The organism is Pseudarthrobacter sp. P1, from assembly GCF_050156935.1.
Taxonomy (GTDB): Bacteria; Actinomycetota; Actinomycetes; order Actinomycetales; family Micrococcaceae; genus Specibacter.
The window spans coordinates 2,722,323-2,739,468 of sequence record NZ_CP189584.1; the positions used below are offsets into that span (position 1 = coordinate 2,722,323).

15 protein-coding genes are annotated in these 17,146 nt (G+C 69.3%); 4 read left to right on the forward strand and 11 right to left on the reverse strand.

Annotation, left to right across the window (positions count from 1 at the left end; translation table 11 throughout):
• Nucleotides 1-36: 36 nt before the first annotated feature.
• The 6 genes from ACQCSX_RS12845 to ACQCSX_RS12870 all read right to left on the reverse strand — a co-directional run bounded on the left by ACQCSX_RS12845 (nucleotide 37) and on the right by ACQCSX_RS12870 (nucleotide 7,271).
• Nucleotides 37-990, reverse strand: coding sequence for a siderophore-interacting protein (locus ACQCSX_RS12845; RefSeq protein WP_427015698.1), 954 nt, complete (start codon nucleotides 988-990; stop codon nucleotides 37-39).
• Nucleotides 987-1,883, reverse strand: coding sequence for an ABC transporter ATP-binding protein (locus tag ACQCSX_RS12850; protein WP_427015699.1), 897 nt, complete (start codon nucleotides 1,881-1,883; stop codon nucleotides 987-989). The genes ACQCSX_RS12845 and ACQCSX_RS12850 overlap by 4 nt, the downstream gene beginning before the upstream one ends.
• Nucleotide 1,884: 1 nt before the next feature.
• A complete protein-coding gene (locus ACQCSX_RS12855) occupies nucleotides 1,885-2,886 on the reverse strand; it encodes a FecCD family ABC transporter permease (protein ID WP_427019047.1) in 1,002 nt (333 codons plus the stop codon).
• A gap of 44 nt (nucleotides 2,887-2,930) precedes the next feature.
• Nucleotides 2,931-4,037, reverse strand: a complete 1,107-nt coding sequence (locus ACQCSX_RS12860) for a FecCD family ABC transporter permease (protein WP_427015700.1) — start codon at nucleotides 4,035-4,037, stop codon at nucleotides 2,931-2,933.
• A gap of 8 nt (nucleotides 4,038-4,045) precedes the next feature.
• Nucleotides 4,046-5,131 carry an iron-siderophore ABC transporter substrate-binding protein gene (locus tag ACQCSX_RS12865; RefSeq protein WP_427015701.1) on the reverse strand — a complete coding sequence of 362 codons (1,086 nt, stop codon included), beginning with the start codon at nucleotides 5,129-5,131 and terminating at the stop codon, nucleotides 4,046-4,048.
• Between the two features lie 565 nt (nucleotides 5,132-5,696).
• Complete coding sequence (locus ACQCSX_RS12870; protein WP_427015623.1) at nucleotides 5,697-7,271, reverse strand: IS1182 family transposase; 1,575 nt, start codon at nucleotides 7,269-7,271, stop codon at nucleotides 5,697-5,699.
• A gap of 208 nt (nucleotides 7,272-7,479) precedes the next feature.
• Between ACQCSX_RS12870 and ACQCSX_RS12875 the strand changes: the two genes are divergently transcribed.
• The gene (locus ACQCSX_RS12875; protein ID WP_427015702.1) at nucleotides 7,480-8,913 is read left to right on the forward strand and encodes a transposase domain-containing protein; all 1,434 of its coding nucleotides are present in this window, start codon (nucleotides 7,480-7,482) and stop codon (nucleotides 8,911-8,913) included.
• Between the two features lie 132 nt (nucleotides 8,914-9,045).
• On the opposite strand, the gene ACQCSX_RS12880 is transcribed toward ACQCSX_RS12875, so the two are convergent.
• Entirely contained in the window at nucleotides 9,046-9,528 is a 483-nt protein-coding gene (locus tag ACQCSX_RS12880) for a MarR family winged helix-turn-helix transcriptional regulator (protein ID WP_427015703.1), read from the reverse strand.
• A 133-nt stretch (nucleotides 9,529-9,661) separates the two neighbouring features.
• On the opposite strand from ACQCSX_RS12880, the gene ACQCSX_RS12885 reads away from it, so the two are divergent.
• Nucleotides 9,662-10,345, forward strand: coding sequence for an NADPH-dependent F420 reductase (locus tag ACQCSX_RS12885; RefSeq protein ID WP_427015704.1), 684 nt, complete (start codon nucleotides 9,662-9,664; stop codon nucleotides 10,343-10,345).
• A 6-nt stretch (nucleotides 10,346-10,351) separates the two neighbouring features.
• Here ACQCSX_RS12885 and ACQCSX_RS12890 read toward each other — a convergent pair whose 3' ends face one another.
• Genes ACQCSX_RS12890 through ACQCSX_RS12905 form a run of 4 tightly spaced genes read right to left on the reverse strand, consistent with a single transcriptional unit; the run spans nucleotide 10,352 to nucleotide 14,611 of the window.
• The gene (locus ACQCSX_RS12890) at nucleotides 10,352-11,113 is read right to left on the reverse strand and encodes a dienelactone hydrolase family protein (protein ID WP_427015705.1); all 762 of its coding nucleotides are present in this window, start codon (nucleotides 11,111-11,113) and stop codon (nucleotides 10,352-10,354) included.
• Between the two features lie 45 nt (nucleotides 11,114-11,158).
• Nucleotides 11,159-12,421: an MFS transporter gene (locus ACQCSX_RS12895; RefSeq protein ID WP_427015706.1), complete on the reverse strand. Its 1,263-nt coding sequence runs from the start codon at nucleotides 12,419-12,421 to the stop codon at nucleotides 11,159-11,161.
• Nucleotides 12,414-13,439, reverse strand: coding sequence for a glutathione S-transferase family protein (locus ACQCSX_RS12900; protein WP_427015707.1), 1,026 nt, complete (start codon nucleotides 13,437-13,439; stop codon nucleotides 12,414-12,416). Before ACQCSX_RS12900 ends, ACQCSX_RS12895 begins: the two co-directional genes overlap by 8 nt.
• A gap of 59 nt (nucleotides 13,440-13,498) precedes the next feature.
• Nucleotides 13,499-14,611, reverse strand: coding sequence for a serine hydrolase domain-containing protein (locus ACQCSX_RS12905; protein WP_427015708.1), 1,113 nt, complete (start codon nucleotides 14,609-14,611; stop codon nucleotides 13,499-13,501).
• 191 nt (nucleotides 14,612-14,802) lie between these two features.
• On the opposite strand from ACQCSX_RS12905, the gene ACQCSX_RS12910 reads away from it, so the two are divergent.
• Together ACQCSX_RS12910 and ACQCSX_RS12915 are read left to right on the forward strand one after the other, a co-directional pair.
• Nucleotides 14,803-16,764 (forward strand): acyl-CoA dehydrogenase family protein, encoded by a 1,962-nt coding sequence (locus ACQCSX_RS12910; RefSeq protein WP_427015709.1) that lies wholly within the window; start codon nucleotides 14,803-14,805, stop codon nucleotides 16,762-16,764.
• Nucleotides 16,765-16,873: 109 nt separating this feature from the next.
• Nucleotides 16,874-17,110 (forward strand): hypothetical protein, encoded by a 237-nt coding sequence (locus ACQCSX_RS12915; protein ID WP_427015710.1) that lies wholly within the window; start codon nucleotides 16,874-16,876, stop codon nucleotides 17,108-17,110.
• The last annotated feature ends 36 nt before the right edge of the window (nucleotides 17,111-17,146 follow it).

Sequence of the window (17,146 nt, forward strand, 5' to 3'; positions counted from 1 at the left end):
CCAACGCCCCGACCGCCGTCCGATGAAAAATCCGGGTTAGCTGGGCTGGGCCTTGCCGAGGCGCCAGTAGCCCATGAAGGCCACCGCGTTCCGGTCCACGCCGGCGTCGCGCACCAGGTAGCGGCGCAGCTCGCGCACGGTCGCGGCCTCCCCGGCAATCCAGGCATAGAATCCGCTGCCCGTGTCCACGCCCTCCGGCGTCTCCCACAGGATGGTCGCGTCCACGTCCACTGCCTCGGGTTCTTCGCCGCGGTGGCACGCGGCCGGTGCCAGCACCTTCCGCACCGCGTCCTGGAGCAGTTCGCCATGCCCGTGGCCGCCACGGGCCAGCCAGGTGATCTCCACCGCCGAGTCCGTGGCCAGGTCCAGGAAATCCTCCGCCGAGGGCACTTCGAGGACGGCATGTCCACTGACGGAGGCAGGCAGGGATTCCAGGATGGCGCTGATGGCCGGGACGGCTGTCTCGTCGCCCACCAGCAGCAGCCGGGTGGCGTCTGCGGGGTCAAACTCAATGCCCAGGCAGACGCCGGCGCGGGCGTCCGGGCCAATAATGGCTAGCCTGTCCCCCGGCACGGCGCCGGCGGCCCAGCGGGCGGCCGGACCGGAACCGCCGTCCAGGTGCAGCACGAAGTCCACATCGAGCTCGGCGGCCACGGCGGGTACGCCATCAATGCCGGGCCGGCCGGGCCGCAGCGAGCGGACGGTGTAGGTGCGCATGTAGCCGCGGGTGTCCGGGTCCATGGCCAGCCAGCCCTGGTACCAGCCCTCGCCGAGGGCGGTGAAATCGGGCAGCGGCGCGCCCCGGGACGGAACCATCACCTTGATGCGCAGATCCAGGGTCTGGCCGTCGGCATTGCTGCCAAAGTAGTCCAGATCGGCGCCGGTGAAGGTCACCCGCAGCATGTGCGGGGACAGCTGCCGCACGGCGGCGACGGCAACCTCAAAGGCGCGGATCGGATAGATGGTCTCCATGGTTGCTGTGGCGGTCATGCGAGAACTCCTACGGTGGCGGATGCGGACTCGGGGACGGTTGGTGCCTGGACGACGGCGGCGACCGTGGCGGTCATGCCGGCGGGGAAGACGAGCTTCTTGCCGGCCCGGCCCAACGGAACCACCATCGGGGTGCCGGCCACGGGGTCGTCCACCACCACCGATTCGAGGCCAAAAACCTCGTGGACAAGATCGGCGTCCAGCACCGAAGTTGGATCGCCCTGGGCCACGATCCGGCCGGCCTTCATGGCGATCAGGTGGTCGCCGTAGCGGGCGGCCAGGTTCAGGTCGTGCAGCACGATGGCCACGGTGGTGCCCCCATCGGCGTTGAGCTCCGCCACCAGGTCCAGCACCTCCACTTGGTGCGCCAGGTCCAGATAGGTGGTGGGCTCGTCCAGCAGCAGGATGTCCGTCTGCTGGGCCAGGGCCATGGCAATCCAGACGCGCTGGCGCTGCCCGCCGGAGAGTTCGTCGATGCTCCGCTCGGCCAGTTCCAGCGTGCCGGTGGCCTCCAGCGCGGCGGCGACGGCGGCGTCGTCGTCCGAGCTCCACTGCCGGAACCAGCCCTGGTGCGGGCTGCGTCCGCGCCCCACCAGCTCGGCCACGGTGATGCCCTCCGGTGCCGTGGGTGTCTGCGGCAGGATGCCCAGCCGGCGGGCCAGGGTGCGGGTGGGCAGCTTGTGGATGTCTTCCCCACCCAGCACGACGGCGCCGGTGCTGGGCTTGAGCAGCCGCGCCATGCCTCGCAGCAGGGTGGACTTGCCGCAGGCGTTGGCGCCCACGATCATGGTCACCTTGCCCGCAGGCAATTCCACGGACAGGGAGTCAACGATGCGCCGATCTCCGTATCCCAGCGAGAGCCCTTGGGCCGCCAGTACGTTGGATCCGGTCATCTCAGCCTCCTTGGCTGTTGCGGTTGTTGCTGATCAGCAACCAGAGCAGGAACGGCGCTCCGAGTGCCCCGGTGACAACGCCCACGGGCAGGGCGGTGGGCAGCAGGTTTGCCGCCAGGAAATCGGCGCCCAGCACGCTGGCCGCGCCCACCAGGGCGGCCAGCGGCAGCGAGCTGGCGCCGCCGTTGAGCCGCTTGGCGATGGGGCCCGACAGGAAGGCAACAAAGGCGATGGGGCCGGCAGCGGCGGTGGCCATTGCCGCCAGCAACACGCCGAGCACCGTCAATCCCAGCCTTCCGCGGCGGACGTTGAAGCCCAGCCCGGCGGCGGTGTCCTCTCCCAGCTGGAGGCCGGCCAGGCTGCGCGAGAGCGCGGCGGCCAGCGGCAGGAGCAGCAGCAGGGAGATTGCCAGAATGCTGGCGCGGTCCCAGTTGCTGGAGTTCAGCGATCCCGTCAGCCAGACCATGGCGCTTTGGGCGTTGTTGATGTCCGCCCGCGCGAGCATGAACGTGACGGCGGCGTTCATGAACGCCGCCGCGCCGATGCCGATCAGGATCAGTCCGGAGCCACCCCGGCCACGGGCCAGGCCGCTGATCAGCAGGGCCACCGCCAGGGCGCCGGGGATGGCCGCGACGGACACGGTGGCACCGCTGGCACCCAGGAAGACGATGGCGGCGACGGCCGTGGCGCTGGCTCCGTAGCTGATGCCAATGATGTCCGGGCTGGCCAGCGGGTTGCGCAACATGGACTGGAAGATGGCGCCGGAGAGGCCAAATGCAACTCCCGCCATCAGGCCAACGACGGCGCGCGGCAGCTTGTTCTCCATCACGATGAAACTCGCGCCGGGAATGTTCTCTCCGGCCAGCAGCCGGAAAAAATCAGGGATGGTGACGGTGTAGCTGCCCAGCAGCACATCCACCATCAGCAGGACGAACACCAGCACGGCCAGGGCACCGGCCACCAGGATGCGGCGGCGGCGCGGTCCGCGGCGCAGGTTGCGCACGACGTCGGCCGGGGACTGGGCGGCCGGGGCCACGGCAGGCGCGCTCACAGTGCGGCCCCGCGTCCGCGGCGGACGACGGCGATGAACACCGGGGCACCGAGGATCGCGGCCAGGATGCCTGCCGGGATCTCGGCGGGCAGCAGGACCACGCGGCCCACCACGTCGGCGCCCAGCAGCACGGTGGGGGCGGCCAGCAGGGACAGCGGCAGCAGCCAGCGGTAGTCGGGCCCCACCAGGGCGCGCAGCAGATGCGGCACCACCAGGGCGATGAACCCAATGGGGCCGGCCAGGGCCGTGGCGCTGCCGCAGAGCAGCACGATCCCCAGCGCCGACACAGCGCGGCCGACGCCGGGACGCTGCCCCAGCGAGCGGGCCACGTCGTCGCCCAGGGAGAGCGTGTTGAGCAGCTTTCCCGTGCACAGCAGGATGGCCGCGCCCACCGCCATGAACGGCAGCACGGCGCCAATGGACGCCCAGGACTTGGCGGCCAGTGCGCCCACCTGCCAGGTGCGGAAGAGCTCCAGCGAGTCCTGGCTGCTGACCAGCATGGCACTCATGAGGGAGACCAACCCGGCCGAGACGGCCGCACCGGCCAGCGCCAGCTTCACGGGCGTGGCACCCTCACGGCCCAGGCTCGCCACGGAGTAGACCACGACGGCGGCCACGGCCGCCCCGGCGAAGGAGAACCAGATGTAGCTGGCCACGCTGGCGGCACCCAGGAAGGAGATCGCTGCCACCACGGCCAGCGAGGCGCCGGCGTTGACGCCCAGGATCCCGGGGTCGGCCAGCGGATTGCGGGCCACGCCCTGCATGGCCGTGCCGGAGAGGCCCAGCGCGGCACCCACCAGCAGCCCCGCCGCCGTGCGCACCACCCGGGAGAGCACGACGGCGTGGTCGCCGTTGGCGGGGTCCGCGGAGGCCAGGGCATCGAACACGACGGCCAGCGGAACGCTGCGGGCGCCCACGGCCAGTGAGGCCACAAGAACCAGGCACAGCGCCGCGAGGGTGCCAAGCGCGCACCAGCGCCGCGCCGCGGCCGACCTCTTTGCCGGCGACGGTTTCGCCGGCAACCGCCGGGTGGCCGCCGTCGGGCCCGCTGTTTGTGCCGCTGGCGGGGAGGCCACTCCTGCCGCCGTCGTGCTCGTTGCCATGGGAGGGGCTACGCCTTGTCGGCCGCAGCGCCCAGCTGGGGCAGGAACTTGTCCAGCGCCCAGGGAAGGCTCAGGGGCGAGGAGGCGGAAATGGCCAGCGTCAGGGTCTGGTCCGAGTCGGCCACAAAGGCGCCCTTCTTGACGGCCGGGATCTGGCCCAGCAGCGCATCGGCCACGATGGCGTCCTTGGTGCTGTTGTCGGGAACCCAGCTGACAAAGATCTGGGAGTCCAGCTCATTGGCCTTCTCGGCGGACCACTCTATGTAGAAGCCGTCCACGCCCTTTTCCTTTTCCACCACGATGGGGGCCAGCGTCATGCCGATGCTGGAGAGGAACTTGGGACGGTTGTCGGCGGAGGTGTAGACGTTGACGCCGTCGGCCTTGGCCGGCTCCAGGTTGCCGTAGATGAAGGTCTTGCCGGTCAGCTGCGGGTACTTGGCAGCCTTGTCGGCAATGGTCTTCTCGGTGGCGGTGATCAGGGCCTTGGCGTCGGCGGACTTGCCCAGCGCCGTCCCGATCATGGTGGTGGCGTCCTGCCAGGCGGTGCCCCAGGCCAGCTTGGGGTATGCGAGAACCGGGGCAATCTTGCTCAGCTTGTCGTAGTCCTCCTGGCTCAGGCCGGAGTAGGCGGCCAGGATGATGTCGGGGCTAGTCTTGGCGATCTCGGTGAAGTTGATGCCGTCGGCCTCGGAGTACTGGGCCGGGGCCTTGGCGGTGCCGATGGCGGCGCCGGCCTTCTCCAGGGCGGCGTCCTTCCACGGGGTGGAGCCCTTGTCGTTGCCGCCCCACTCGTCCTTGGGCATGCCCACCGGGACGACGCCGAGGGCCAGCGCAACGTCGGCATTGACCCAGGCCACGGTGGCAACACGGGCCGGGGCGGCCTTGATGACCGTCTCGCCGAAAGCGTGCTTGATGGTCACGGGGAAGGCATCAGCGGCGGCTGGCGCGGAGGCTGCGGTGGTGGACAAGCCGGATCCGCCTACGGCCCCGGTGGAGCATCCTGTCATCGCCACACCGGCGGCTGCCATCGATGCCAATAGCCCGAACTTGAGTCCCTGTCGGCGTGAAAATTCCACAATTCTCCCTTGGTGCATAGCTAATAAGGCTTGCCTTAGTTATGCAAGCCTCACCTACAGTAAGTGAAGGGAGGGAATATTACGAAACAATAATGTTCGCTATTTGTGGTTACGCCGTGATTGCGCCGAATTTCCGGGGGAATCCGCTGGTCGAGCGGGGGCCCACTACTGCGAGGGGCCTGCAGCGAGCTTGCGAGCTGATGGGAGCGGCTGGGGACCGAGACCTCCCACGCGGCACCGCTCCAGGACGCACAACTGCAGCCATGACGCCGATTCCCTTCTGGGACATGACCACGACTGCGTCATAAACGGAATTCGGCGTCAGTCTCCGCCGGGGACACGGCCGGCCCACCAGGTTTCGGCCCCCGTTCGCCAGCCACCCTAAGAGGGCGCTGAACAAGGGGCAATTCGGGGCCGCGGGTTTGGCTGTCGCACCTTTCCGGGGCCTTTGGCGGCCCGCTGGGGGTCTCCTTTCTGATCGCCGGAGATCTGGTTCGTGATTTTTGCGGGCCTTGTACCTCCGTTCGTGGCTCCCCGCGGCTGGGATTTGGCCCAGGACCGGGGTGGGGGCCCTTTCCGGGTCTTATCCCAGGGCCCAGGCCCCGTTGTGGCGGGTGAGGCCCAGTTTCAGGAGTCGCCGGAGGTTCAGCGCGGCGGTGCGGACCTGCAGCCAGGCGTTGTTCTTTTCAACTCCCCGGTATCTCAGGGCCCGGTTGCCTCCGGCGACCAGCCAGCCGATGGACCGTTCCACCAGGGGCCGGTGGGCCCGGTAGTCGTGCCGGAACCCGGGCTCGAGGGCGGCGGCCCGGTGGGCGCGCTGGCGGGCGTGGTGGACGGTGATGACGACCTTGCGCCCGCCCTTGGCCGTGGTGCATTTCTCCCGCAGCGGGCAGGCCTTGCAGGCGGTGCCGAAGTTCACGTTGCCTCTGGCGCTGATGGTGCGCACCTCACCTTTGGGGCAGGTGAGCGTGTTCTTTGCTTCGTCGTGGGTGAAGTCGTCCAGGTCGTAGCCGCCGGGCACTGCCGGGCGCAGCGGCCTGGGCTTGACCAGCCCCTGGTGCCCGGCCCCGTCGAGGTGTTCGAGCATGGGCCCGGAGCCGTAGGCCGAATCGCCAAGCATTTGGTAGTCAACCTCCGTATCCTTCATGGTCGGATCGGCGGCGGCCAGCCCGATTCCGGCCTCCGCGTCGCTGGAACCGGGGCCGGCGGCCCGGGTCATCACGGCGCTGGTGTAGAGCCCGGTTTCCGGTTCGGCAATGATGTGTCCCTTGAACCCGTCCATCATCACCGAGCGGGACTTGTGCGCGTGCCTGGCCTCGGGATCCACGATGGAGACCATCCGGTCCCGGGCGACCTTCCGGGCGATCCGCCACCGCCCGTCGGTGCCGTCGGAACCCTCGGCCGGCTCCACGTCCTGGCCCGAAACCAACGCCAGCAGCACGTAGGCCTGCGCCTGCGGCGAGTCTTCTTCCAGGGTGTCGGGATCCACCGCGCCAAGCAGGGCCAGGGCGTCGGTGACCAGCCCCGAGACCAGGGCGTCCTTCGCTTCCTTGTCGTCCCAGGCGATGTCCGGCTTGCCCACGTGCGAGTAATCGTAGGAGGTGGCATGGACCGCCATGAGCGTGGCCCCGTGCTCCATGGCCCTGCCGAAACGGCGGATCACGGCAATCAGCTGGGTGATGGTGTCCTGCCGGGCCACCGCATCGGCGAACACGGTCGAATCCACCGCCCGGCGGTGCCGGCCGGTGAGGACACCGGTCGCGGTGATGACCTGGGCGACGGCTTCGGTGATGCGGTGCGGGTTGCTGCTGCCGCGCAGGCGGTTGCGCCAATGCACCAGCGCCGTGGGATGGAACGCGGTCTCGGTCAGCCCGTACCCGCAGGCGGCCTTCCACCGCAGGTCAAAGGTCAAGGCTTCGGCGGCGGCCCGGTCCGAGAGACCCTCCAGGGCCTGCAGGACCAGGACGGTGCCGATGACCGCGGCCGGGATCGAGGGCCTGCCCCGGGTGGAGGGAAACAGGTCCTCCATCATCGAGTCCGGGAAAAGCTCCGAGCGGTGCCCGGCCAGAAACGCGTAGGCACTCCCCGGGGCCAACAGCTCCCCGGCCAGCGCCTCCACATCCAAATACCCGCGCTGGGCCTCTTCAATTCCTTGCATGCATCCAGTCTTAAGGACCAGGACCCGAAGTCCAGCAGGCGCGCCTTAAACCACCCAAATTGTTCAGCACAGTCCTAACCTCAATGCCGGGGAGTTAAGGTTCGGGGTCGTGGGTCAATCTTCTGCGTCGGCGTGTTGTTGACCGGCAGGCGAACGGAGGTCCGGTAAGACGGAAATCGACCAAGAAAGCCGTCTGTAAGGACCTCCGTTGCGCTCCCATTCTGCCATCCGTTCCGCTGTTACGACCATTACCCGCACGATCACGGTCGCGGCGGGGGTGTTCGCCCCCGGACACCTGGGCGAGCTGACCCGCATCGTGCCGTTCGAGCTGGCCGATGCGGTGCTGGCCCGGACCCGCACCCGGGAACGGCGGCTGCGGACGCTGCCCTCAAGGGTCGGGATCTATTTCGTGCTCGCTCTGGGCCTGTTCCCCCGCTGCGGCTACCAGGGCGTGTGGGCGAACCTGACCGCGGCGCTGCGGGGACAGGCGCCCCGCCCGTCGGGCAAAGCACTGCGGGACGTGCGCCGCCGCCTGGGTCCGGCCCCGCTGCGGGCGCTCTTCGACATCCTGGCCGGCCCGCTCGGACAGCCGTCCACGCCCGGGGTGCGCTTTGGCCGGTACCGCACCGTCACGTTCGATGGCTGCCGGTCGATCAAGGTCCCCGACACCGAACGCAACCGCGGCTGGCTGGGCAGGCTCAACGCCGCGCAGGGCCAAACCGGCTACCCGGCCATCCAGCTGATGACACTGGTCGAAACCGGCACCCGCGCACTGATCGGTGCCGTGTTCGGCACGCCCGCCGATGGCGAAATCACCTGGGCCCGGCGGCTGTTGCACCACCTGGACGGGAGCATGCTCGTCCTGGCCGACCGCGGCTTCGACGCCGCCGCGTTCCTGGCCGACGTCGCCGGTACCGGCGCCCGGTTGGTCCGGATCAAAGCCGGCCGCCGGCTGCCCGTGACCGGGCGGCTGCCCGACGGCTCGGTGCTCTCGTGCCTCGGCGGCCTGAAGGTACGGATCATTACCGCACACGTGGGCGTCACCTGCCACGACGGCACCACGTACGGCGAGGACTACCGGCTGGCCACCACGCTGACCGACTGCCGGGAGTACCCGGCCGGGGCGCTCATCGGGCTCTACCACGAGCGGTGGGAACACGAAATCGCCTACCTCGCCCTGCGGCACACCCTGCTCCAGGGCCAGGTGCTGCGCTCCGGCGACCCGACCGGCCTGGAACAGGAAATGTGGGCACTGCTCGCCGTTTACCAGACATTGCGCATCGCGATCACCGACGCCATCACCACGGTGCCAGGCACCGATCCGGACCGGGCCAGCTACCAGCTCGCGGTGACAACCGCCCAGAACCTGGTCATCGGCGCCGAGAACGTCACCGCCGGCAACGAGGACTTGGCCGGCGACATCGGCCGCGCAGTCCTGGCCAACCTGAACCCGCCCCGACGGCCGCGCGTCTGCGCCCGGCGCGTGAAATCCCCGCTATCACGCTGGAACAAGCAGCCACCGGGCAAACCCCGCACCAACTTGCGGATCACCCGGCTCACCATCACCGCCAGCGGGCACGACCCCCTGGACGAGGGAACGACACGCCGCAGCCGGTCCTTGACCCACGACCCCGAACCTTAACTCCCCGGCATTGACCCTAACCTCGCTTCGCTCGGCCAGGGAACCCTGCTGCCTCTCTTGGCTCCGCTCAACCGACAACACCGCTGGTCGGGCCCGTCGAGACCCGGCGGGGGCCGGCGCGGAGGCCGGAAACTACGGCGCCGGGGTGCGCAGGATCCAGTGGTCGGACTTCAGCCCGGCAACGATCTTGCGGCCAATCCTGGCCAGATCCGCCACATCATCCGCATCCAGCGAATCGAAGACCAGCTGGCGCACCTGCTGCACATGCACCGGTGCCAGCCGCCGCACCAGCTCCAGACCGCCGCCGGTGATGCTGGCGGCCGTCACCCGGGCGTCCTCGGGATGGGTGCACCGGGAGACCAGCGAGCGCGCCTCCAGCTTCTTCACCACATGGGACAGCCGGGAGAGCGAGGCGCTGGTCCGGGCCGCCAGCTCGCTCATCGGCAGCGTCAGCTCGGCGGATTCGGAAAGCATGGCCAGCACGTTGTAGTCGAACAAAGAAAGCTTCCCCTCCCGCACCAGCGCGGCATCCAGCGCAGCCGGCAGCATCGTGGTGGTGGAGAGCAGGGCCAGCCAGGCCGCGCGCTCGTCGACCGTGAGCCACTGTGTTGTCATTTCCGCATCTCCCATAGGAGGCATCATTTCACGCACCGCAACCCGTGCATCCAAAAACACTTGATGCTTCAACCAAATGGGTCTACTTTTAGTTATAGATTCAAGCGATGACCCGCCCACAAGGACAGATCCCGTGAAGAATTTCCTCTCCTACCTCTTCGGAAAGAAGCAGAAAATGACGAACATCACCATCATTGGCAACGGCAACATGGCCCGTGGCATCGCCACCCGTGCACTGGCGGCCGGCCGCCGCGTCGAGATCCTGGGCCAGGACGCCAGCAAGGCACAGGCCCTGGCGGCCGAGCTCGGCGCCAACACCACCTTCGGCACCACCGCCACGGCCCCGGCCGGCGACATCGTGGTGCTCGCCGTCCCCTTCGACGCCGCAAAGGAGGTAGTCACCGCCTACGGCCACGCGCTGGCCGGCAAGACCATCGTGGACATCACCAACCCGGTCAACTTCGCCACCTTTGACTCGCTCGTCGTCGAGCCGGGTGCCTCCGCCGCCGAGGAGATCGCGACCCTCGCCCCGGCTGGCGCAGCCGTCGTCAAGGCCTTCAACACCGCGTTCGCCGGCACCCTGGTGGCGGGCGAGGCCGAGGGCCAGCAGTTGGACATCTTCATCGCCGGCGACAACGAGGCGGCCAATGCCTCGGTCAGCTCGCTGGTGGCCGACGGCGGCATGCGCCCCATCGTGGCCGGCGCGCTCAAGCGCTCCCGCGAACTGGAGGGTTTCCAGTTCCTGGTCATGACCCTGCAGGCCAACCCGGCGTTCGAGACCTTCAACTGGAACACCGGCCTGAAGATCGTCGGCTAGCGGGCCTCAGGCCAGCTTGTCCGCGAAGAACTCCAGCGTGCGCGACCACGCGTCGTCGGAGTCCTCCTCGCGGTAGGTCCACTCGTTGGTGTCGTTGAAGAAGGCATGGCTGGCGTCCGGATAGACGACGGCGGTGAAGTCCACGCCCGCCTCGGCCATGGCGGACCGCAGCGCCGGCAGTGAGGACATCAACCGTTCGTCCTTCTCGCCGTAGAAGGCCAGGATCGGTGCGGTGATCCCGCGCAGCTGCTCCGGAGTGAAATCGCCGTGCCCGTAGAACGGCACGGCGGCCTTCAGCCGGGGCTCGGCCACCGCCAGCGAGAAGCTGTAGCTGCCGCCGAAGCAGAAGCCGGTGATCCCGATGAGCCCGGCCACCGCGTCGATGCCGCTGAGGTAGTCAAAGCACGCCCGCACGCCCGCCAACGTCTTCTCGCCGAACCCCGGGGCCTGCATCGGCGCCATGAGCTCGCGCAGCTGCGGCTGGATCTCGGCCCGGGTTTTCGGGTCGTGCATTTTTCCCTGCAGCTCCGCCACCAGCTTCGGGGCCGGCCCGACGCCGCCCAGCAGGTCCGGGGCGACCACCAGGTACCCCTCGGCCGCAAAGCGGTCGGCGACGTCCTTGGTGTGGTCCACCAGCCCCCACACCTCGTGCAGGACTATCAGTCCGCCCTTCAGCGGAACGGTCACCGCGTGGCGGCCGTGCCGCCAGCCCGCGGGACCCTTGACATATGCGGGAACGTCGCCCGCCAGCGTGATCATGTCGCCCATGCTGTGATCATCACAGCCCCCGCCGGGAAAAGCTAGGGCAAAAAGCTAGGGTTCGTGCCCGACGTCGTCCCCGCCGTCGTCCTCGACAAACCTGGGCCGGCCGGCCAGCGCGCCAAACACCGCGGCGCCCGTGCCGATGGCCAGGAACATCACGCCCGCGGCCGTGAATCCCCCGGTGGCCGCGTGCAGCTGGCCCACCAGCAAGGTCCCCACCGAGCCCACGCCGTAGCCCACGCCCTGCATCATGCCGGAGAGGTGCGCGGCGGTGTGCTGGTCGCGGGTGCGCAGCACGATCATGGTCAGCGCCACCGCCGTCAGGCTGCCCTGGCCCAGCCCCAGCAGCGACGTCCAGAGCCAAATGCCCTGCATCGGGCCAAAGATGCTCAGCGCAAACCCGGTGCCGGTCATCAGCGCCACCGTGGCATTGAGCCAGCTCTGCCGGCGCAGCTTCACGGCCAGCGCCGGGGCCAGCAGCGAGCCGGCCATCTGCAGCACAATGGACACGGCCACGATCACACCGGCGGTGCCGCCGTCCACGCCGCGGCTGCGCAGGATGGGGGCCAGCCAGGCGAAGACGCTGAAGGACATCATGGCCTGCATCGCCATGAAGGCGGTGGTCTGCCAGGCCGTGGCGGACCGCCACACGCTGGGCCCGGTGGCCGCGAGCGACCGGCGGGCGTGCTTTTGCCGCAGCGCGACGGGCGCCCAGACCAGCGCCGCCGCGGCGGCCGGAATGGCCCAGAAGCCCAGCGCCCACTGCCAGGAATTTGTGGTCTCGTAGATGGGGTGGGTGAAGCCGGCGCCGAGCGCGGCGGCGGCGCAGATGGACATGGTGTACAGCCCGGTCATCAGCCCCAGCCGGTGCGCAAAGTCCCGTTTCACCAGCCCCGGCAGCAGGACATTGACCACGGCAATGGCGGCGCCGGCGGCAAAGCTGCCCACCAGCAGCGCCGGCAGCGCCCCCAGCGGGCGCACCGCCAGGCCAAGGGCCAGCAGCACCATGGCACCCAGCAGCGTCCGTTCCGGGCCGAAGCGCCGGGCCAGTCCCGGCGCCAGCGGGGCAAAGACGCCCAGCAGGGTCACGGGCACGGTGGAGAGCACCGTCACCACCCCCGGGGCCATGCCGGTGGCCGCTGTGACCTCGGCCAGCACGGCGGCGAAGCTGGAAAACACCGTGCGCAGGTTCACCCCGCACAGGATCAGCGCAACGGCAATGTACGCCAGGCTGAGCCGGGGGCCGGCGGTGGTGGGTTCCGGTTCGGGGACCTCGTCGATTTCGGCATCGACGAGGATGTCCCCGCTACGCATCGACGGGCCGGGTGGGTGCCGTGCCGTCGCCAAACGGGCGCCCGCCGAGGGATTCGCGCCCGTGCGGCGCCAGCCAGCCGGAGGTGTCGGGCCCCTGGGGCACGATCTGCGTGGGGTTGATGTCCGTGTGGACGATGTAATAGTGCTCTTTGATCTGCTGGAAATCCACGGTGTCGCCAAAGCCCGGCGTCTGGAACAGGTCCCGGGCGTAGGCCCAGAGCACTGGCATTTCGGCGAGCTTGTTCCTGTTGCATTTGAAGTGGCCATGGTAGACGGCGTCGAAGCGGACCAGGGTGGTGAAGAGGCGGATGTCCGCCTCGGTGATGGTCTCCCCCACCAGGAACCGCTGCGTGGACAGGCGTTCCTCCAGCCAGTCCAGGGCGGCGAACAGGCGGCCGTAGGCGGCGTCGTAGGCTTCCTGGCTGCCGGCAAAGCCGCAGCGGTAGACGCCGTTGTTGACCTCGGTGAAGACCCTCTTGTTGACGGCGTCGATCTCCTCCCGCAGCTGGGCCGGGTACAAATCCGGGGCGCCCTCGCGGTGGAATTCGGCCCACTCGGTGGAAAAGTCCAGGGTGATCTGCGGGAAATTGTTGGTCACCACGGCACCCGTGGGGACGTCGACGACGGCGGGCACGGTGATGCCCCGGGGATAGCCCGGGGTCCGGCTGAAGTAGGCATCCTGCAGGCGCTCAATGCCCAGCACCGGGTCAATGCCGTCCTCGTCCAGATCGAAGGTCCACGAGCGGACGTCGTGGGTGGGGCCGCAGACGCCGATCGACAGGACATCCTCGAGCCCGAGCAGCCGCCGGGCGATGGTGGACCGGTGGGCCCACGGGCACGCACGCGCGACAACCAGCCGGTAGCGGCCGGCCTCCACCGGATAGCCGTATCGGCCCTCGCGCGTGATGCGGGTTTCGATGTAGTTGGTGTCCCGGGTGTATTCCTCGTTCCCCGTGACGTAGGCACCCTTGGTGCTGTAGGCGCCGGCGGTGCCCACGCCGATTTCCGTTTGACTCATGCAACTAGCCTAGGCCCCGGCCCCCACACCGGGGTTCCCGGTGGCCGCAGGGCCGCCGGCTAGAGGTCCAGCACCGCCCGGCGCACGGCGGCGCTGAGCCGCATGGCCCGGCCGGTGGTGCCGCCGGCCTCGCACCAGCGCGGAATGTAGCCAAAGCCCAAATCATATTCGGGGTCGGCAAAGCCGAGGGCGCCGTTGGCGCCGTCGTGCCCGAACGCGCGGGCGCTGCCAAAGTCCATCCGGTTGTGGGACTTCATGAACACCACGGCAAAGGCGCTCTCCTGGCTGAACGTGCGGTCCCAGCCCCAGACCTGCTCCTGGCTCATGGCCGCGATGGTGTCCTGGCCCAGGAACGGCGCGGACCCGTCGACGCCGGTGCTCGCGGCCGCATAGACGCGGGCCAGGCCGCGGGCGGAGCCGACGCCCGCACCGCTGGTGCTGCCGGCGGCGCGGACGGCACGGCTGTTGGGCAGGTCAAGGATGTTGCCGGCCGCCACGTTGGCCGAGATCCCGGTGATGGAGGCCGGATCGAGAAACGGCGCGTCCGGATCCGTCCCGAACAGCACGGGGCGGAAGCGAGGTTCCTGCTCCTCGGGCAGGCCCAGGTACATGTCCACGCCGTAGGGGGCGCGGATCCGCTCCTCGTAGACCTCCTGCAGGGTGCTGCCCGTGGCGCGGCGGCACAGTTCCTCCATCAGCACGCCCATGACCAGCGCGTGGTAGCCAAAGGCGTTGCCCGGGCGCCACAGCGGCACCATGTCCGCCAATCGCTGGGCAAGCGCCGCGACGTCGTTGTAGTCCTCCACCGCCACCCCGCCCGGGAGCCCCACGACGCCGGCCTGGTGGCTGAGCAGCTGGCGCACGTTCAGGACGTCCTTGCCATGCCGGCCGAACTCCGGCCAATACTGCGTCACCTTCGCATCCAGATCCACCAGGCCGTCCTGCACCAACAGGCTGAACGCCAGCGCGGCCACGCCCTTGGAGACGGAGAAGACGCCGGTGATGGACTCCGCTTCCAACTCCGGTCCGCCCACCAGGTCCAGGACCGGAACGCCACGGTGGTAGACGGCCAGCTGGGCGCTGTAGGACGGATCGTCCGCCAGCATGGCGTTGAAGAGGGTGCGGACGGATTCGAACGGCGCGGCGGCCATTCCCTGGGCAGGCTCGGTCATGGCACCCAGCCTAGTGCGGGAGGGGCCCCGGCCGAGCGAAGCGAGGTTGGGGAGCGCAGCAGGCGGTACTGGGCGGTAGGGTCCGGCCGGCCAACCCATAGCCGCCGCCGCTGCCCGCGCGTAGCATGGCACTAGCCGCCGGGCCAGCGGGCCCGGATGCCGCCAGTGTGGGTGCCACGGAAGGGGCCGCAATGAGCACCAGGGTCGACAACAGCACGGTCACCGCCGCCCAGGCGCGGGCGGTGGCCGAGGATGCGCGCGAAAGCACCTGGACCCGGCCGAGCTTCGCCAAGGGCCTGTACCTGGGCCACTTTGACCTGTCGCTGATCCACCCGCACCCGGAGCCGGCCCCGTTCGACGCCGAGCGCGGCGAGGCCTTCTTGGCGGAACTGCGCGCCTACTGCGAAACCATCGACTCCGCGCGGATCGAACGCGATGCCCTGATTCCGGACGAGTACCTGGCCGGGCTGGCCACACTGGGCGTCTTCGGCATGAAGATCCCGCGCGAATACGGCGGGCTGGGCCTGACCCTGACGTACTACGGCCGGGCGCTGGAGCTGCTCGGCACGGTGCACCCCGCCTTTGGTGCGCTGGTGTCCGCCCACCAGTCCATCGGCGTGCCCGAGCCGGTGAAGGTCTTTGGCACCGAGGAGCAGAAGCGCGCCTACCTGCCGCGCTGCGCCGCCGGCGCCGTCACCGCGTTCCTGCTGACCGAGCCGGACGTGGGCTCGGACCCGGCGCGGATGGCCTGCGCGGCGGTCCCCAGCGGGGACGGCACCGAGTACGTGCTGGACGGCGTGAAGCTGTGGACCACCAACGGGGTGATCGCGGAGTTGGTTGTGGTCATGGCCGTGGTGCCCCCACACGAGGCGTCCGAGGCCGGCGCCGCCGCCGGCCAGAGCGCGAAGGGCGGCATCACCGCCTTTGTGGTGGAGGCGAATACCGCCGGCATCACGGTGGAGAACCGCAACTCCTTCATGGGCCTGCGCGGCATCGAAAACGGCGTCACCCGGTTCCACCAGGTCCGCGTGCCCGCGGCCAACCGGCTGGGGCGCGAGGGCCAGGGGTTGAAGATTGCGCTGACCACGCTGAACACCGGACGGCTCTCCATCCCCGCGATGTGCGCCGGGGCCGGCAAATGGAGCCTGAAGATCGCCCGTGAATGGTCCAATGCCCGCACCCAGTGGGGAAAGCCGGTGGGCCAGCATGAAGCCGTCGGCAAGAAGATTGCGTTCATCGCGGCCACCACCTTTGCCCTGGAGTCGGTCTTCGAGCTCTCCGCCGCGCTGGCCGACGCCGGCATGAAGGATGTGCGGATCGAGGCGGCGCTGGCCAAGCTGTGGTCCTCCGAAATGTCCTACCGCTGCGCGGACGAACTGGTCCAGATCCGCGGCGGCCGCGGCTACGAGACGGCCGCCTCGCTGGCCGCCCGCGGCGAGCGCGCCGTCCCGGCCGAGCAGATGCTCCGGGATCTGCGCATCAACCGCATCTTCGAGGGGTCCACCGAGATCATGCACCTGCTCATTGCCCGCGAGGCCGTGGACGCGCACCTGAGCGCGGCCGGGGACCTGGCCTCGGCCACCGCCACCCTGGCCGAAAAGGGCCGGGCCGCGGTGGCCGCCAGCGGCTTCTATGCCAAATGGCTGCCCCAGCTGGCCGTGGGCAAGGGCCAGGATCCGCGGGCGTACAACGAGTTTGGCCCGCTGGCCAAGCACCTGCGCTTTGTGGAGCGCGAGTCGCGCCGGCTGGCCCGGCAGACCTTCTACGGGATGGGCCGCTGGCAGGCCAAGCTGGAGTACAAGCAGGCCTTCCTGGGCCGGATCGTGGACATCGGCGCCGAGCTCTTTGCGATGGCGGCCTGCTGCAGCCGGGCGGAGATGATCCGGATCGAGGACCCCAACAAGGGCCGGCACGCCATCGAGCTGGCCGATGCCTTCTGCGGCCAGTCCCGGCTGCGCACGGCCGAGCTCTTTGCCGCGCTGTGGAACAACACCGACGACGACGACGCCACGCTGGCGGCCGCCGTGCTGGCCGGGGACAACGGCTGGCTCGAGGAGGGCATCATCGACGTCTCCGAGGGCACCGGGCCCTGGATTGCCGATGCCACCCCCGGCCCGTCCACCAAGGAGAACCAGCACCGCCGCTACCGCTAGGGTCCGGCACGCACTTCTTACCCCCGCGAAATACGCCCGCAACGTTGCCCTGCGAACCTTAAGCCATGGCCCATTGAAGCCATGTGTGCAGGCGATCAGGAGGTGCGTTGTGTCCATCGATTACGCAGCAGAAACCAGTGAGCAGATTACGCGGGTCCGCAGCCTTGCCCCGCTCCACCGCGGGGACCTGGTGGAGGCCAGGATCCTTGACATGGTGGTCCACCGCGGCACCGTCTATGAGACCGCGCCGGGGATCGGCGCCCTCTGGATCATCAAGGAGGGCACCGGCGAGCGCAAGCTCCTGCATCTGGAGGAATACAGCATCTGGCTGGTCCTCGGGCGGTAGGCGCCCCGCGAGACCTTTCCGTAACCCTCCATCACG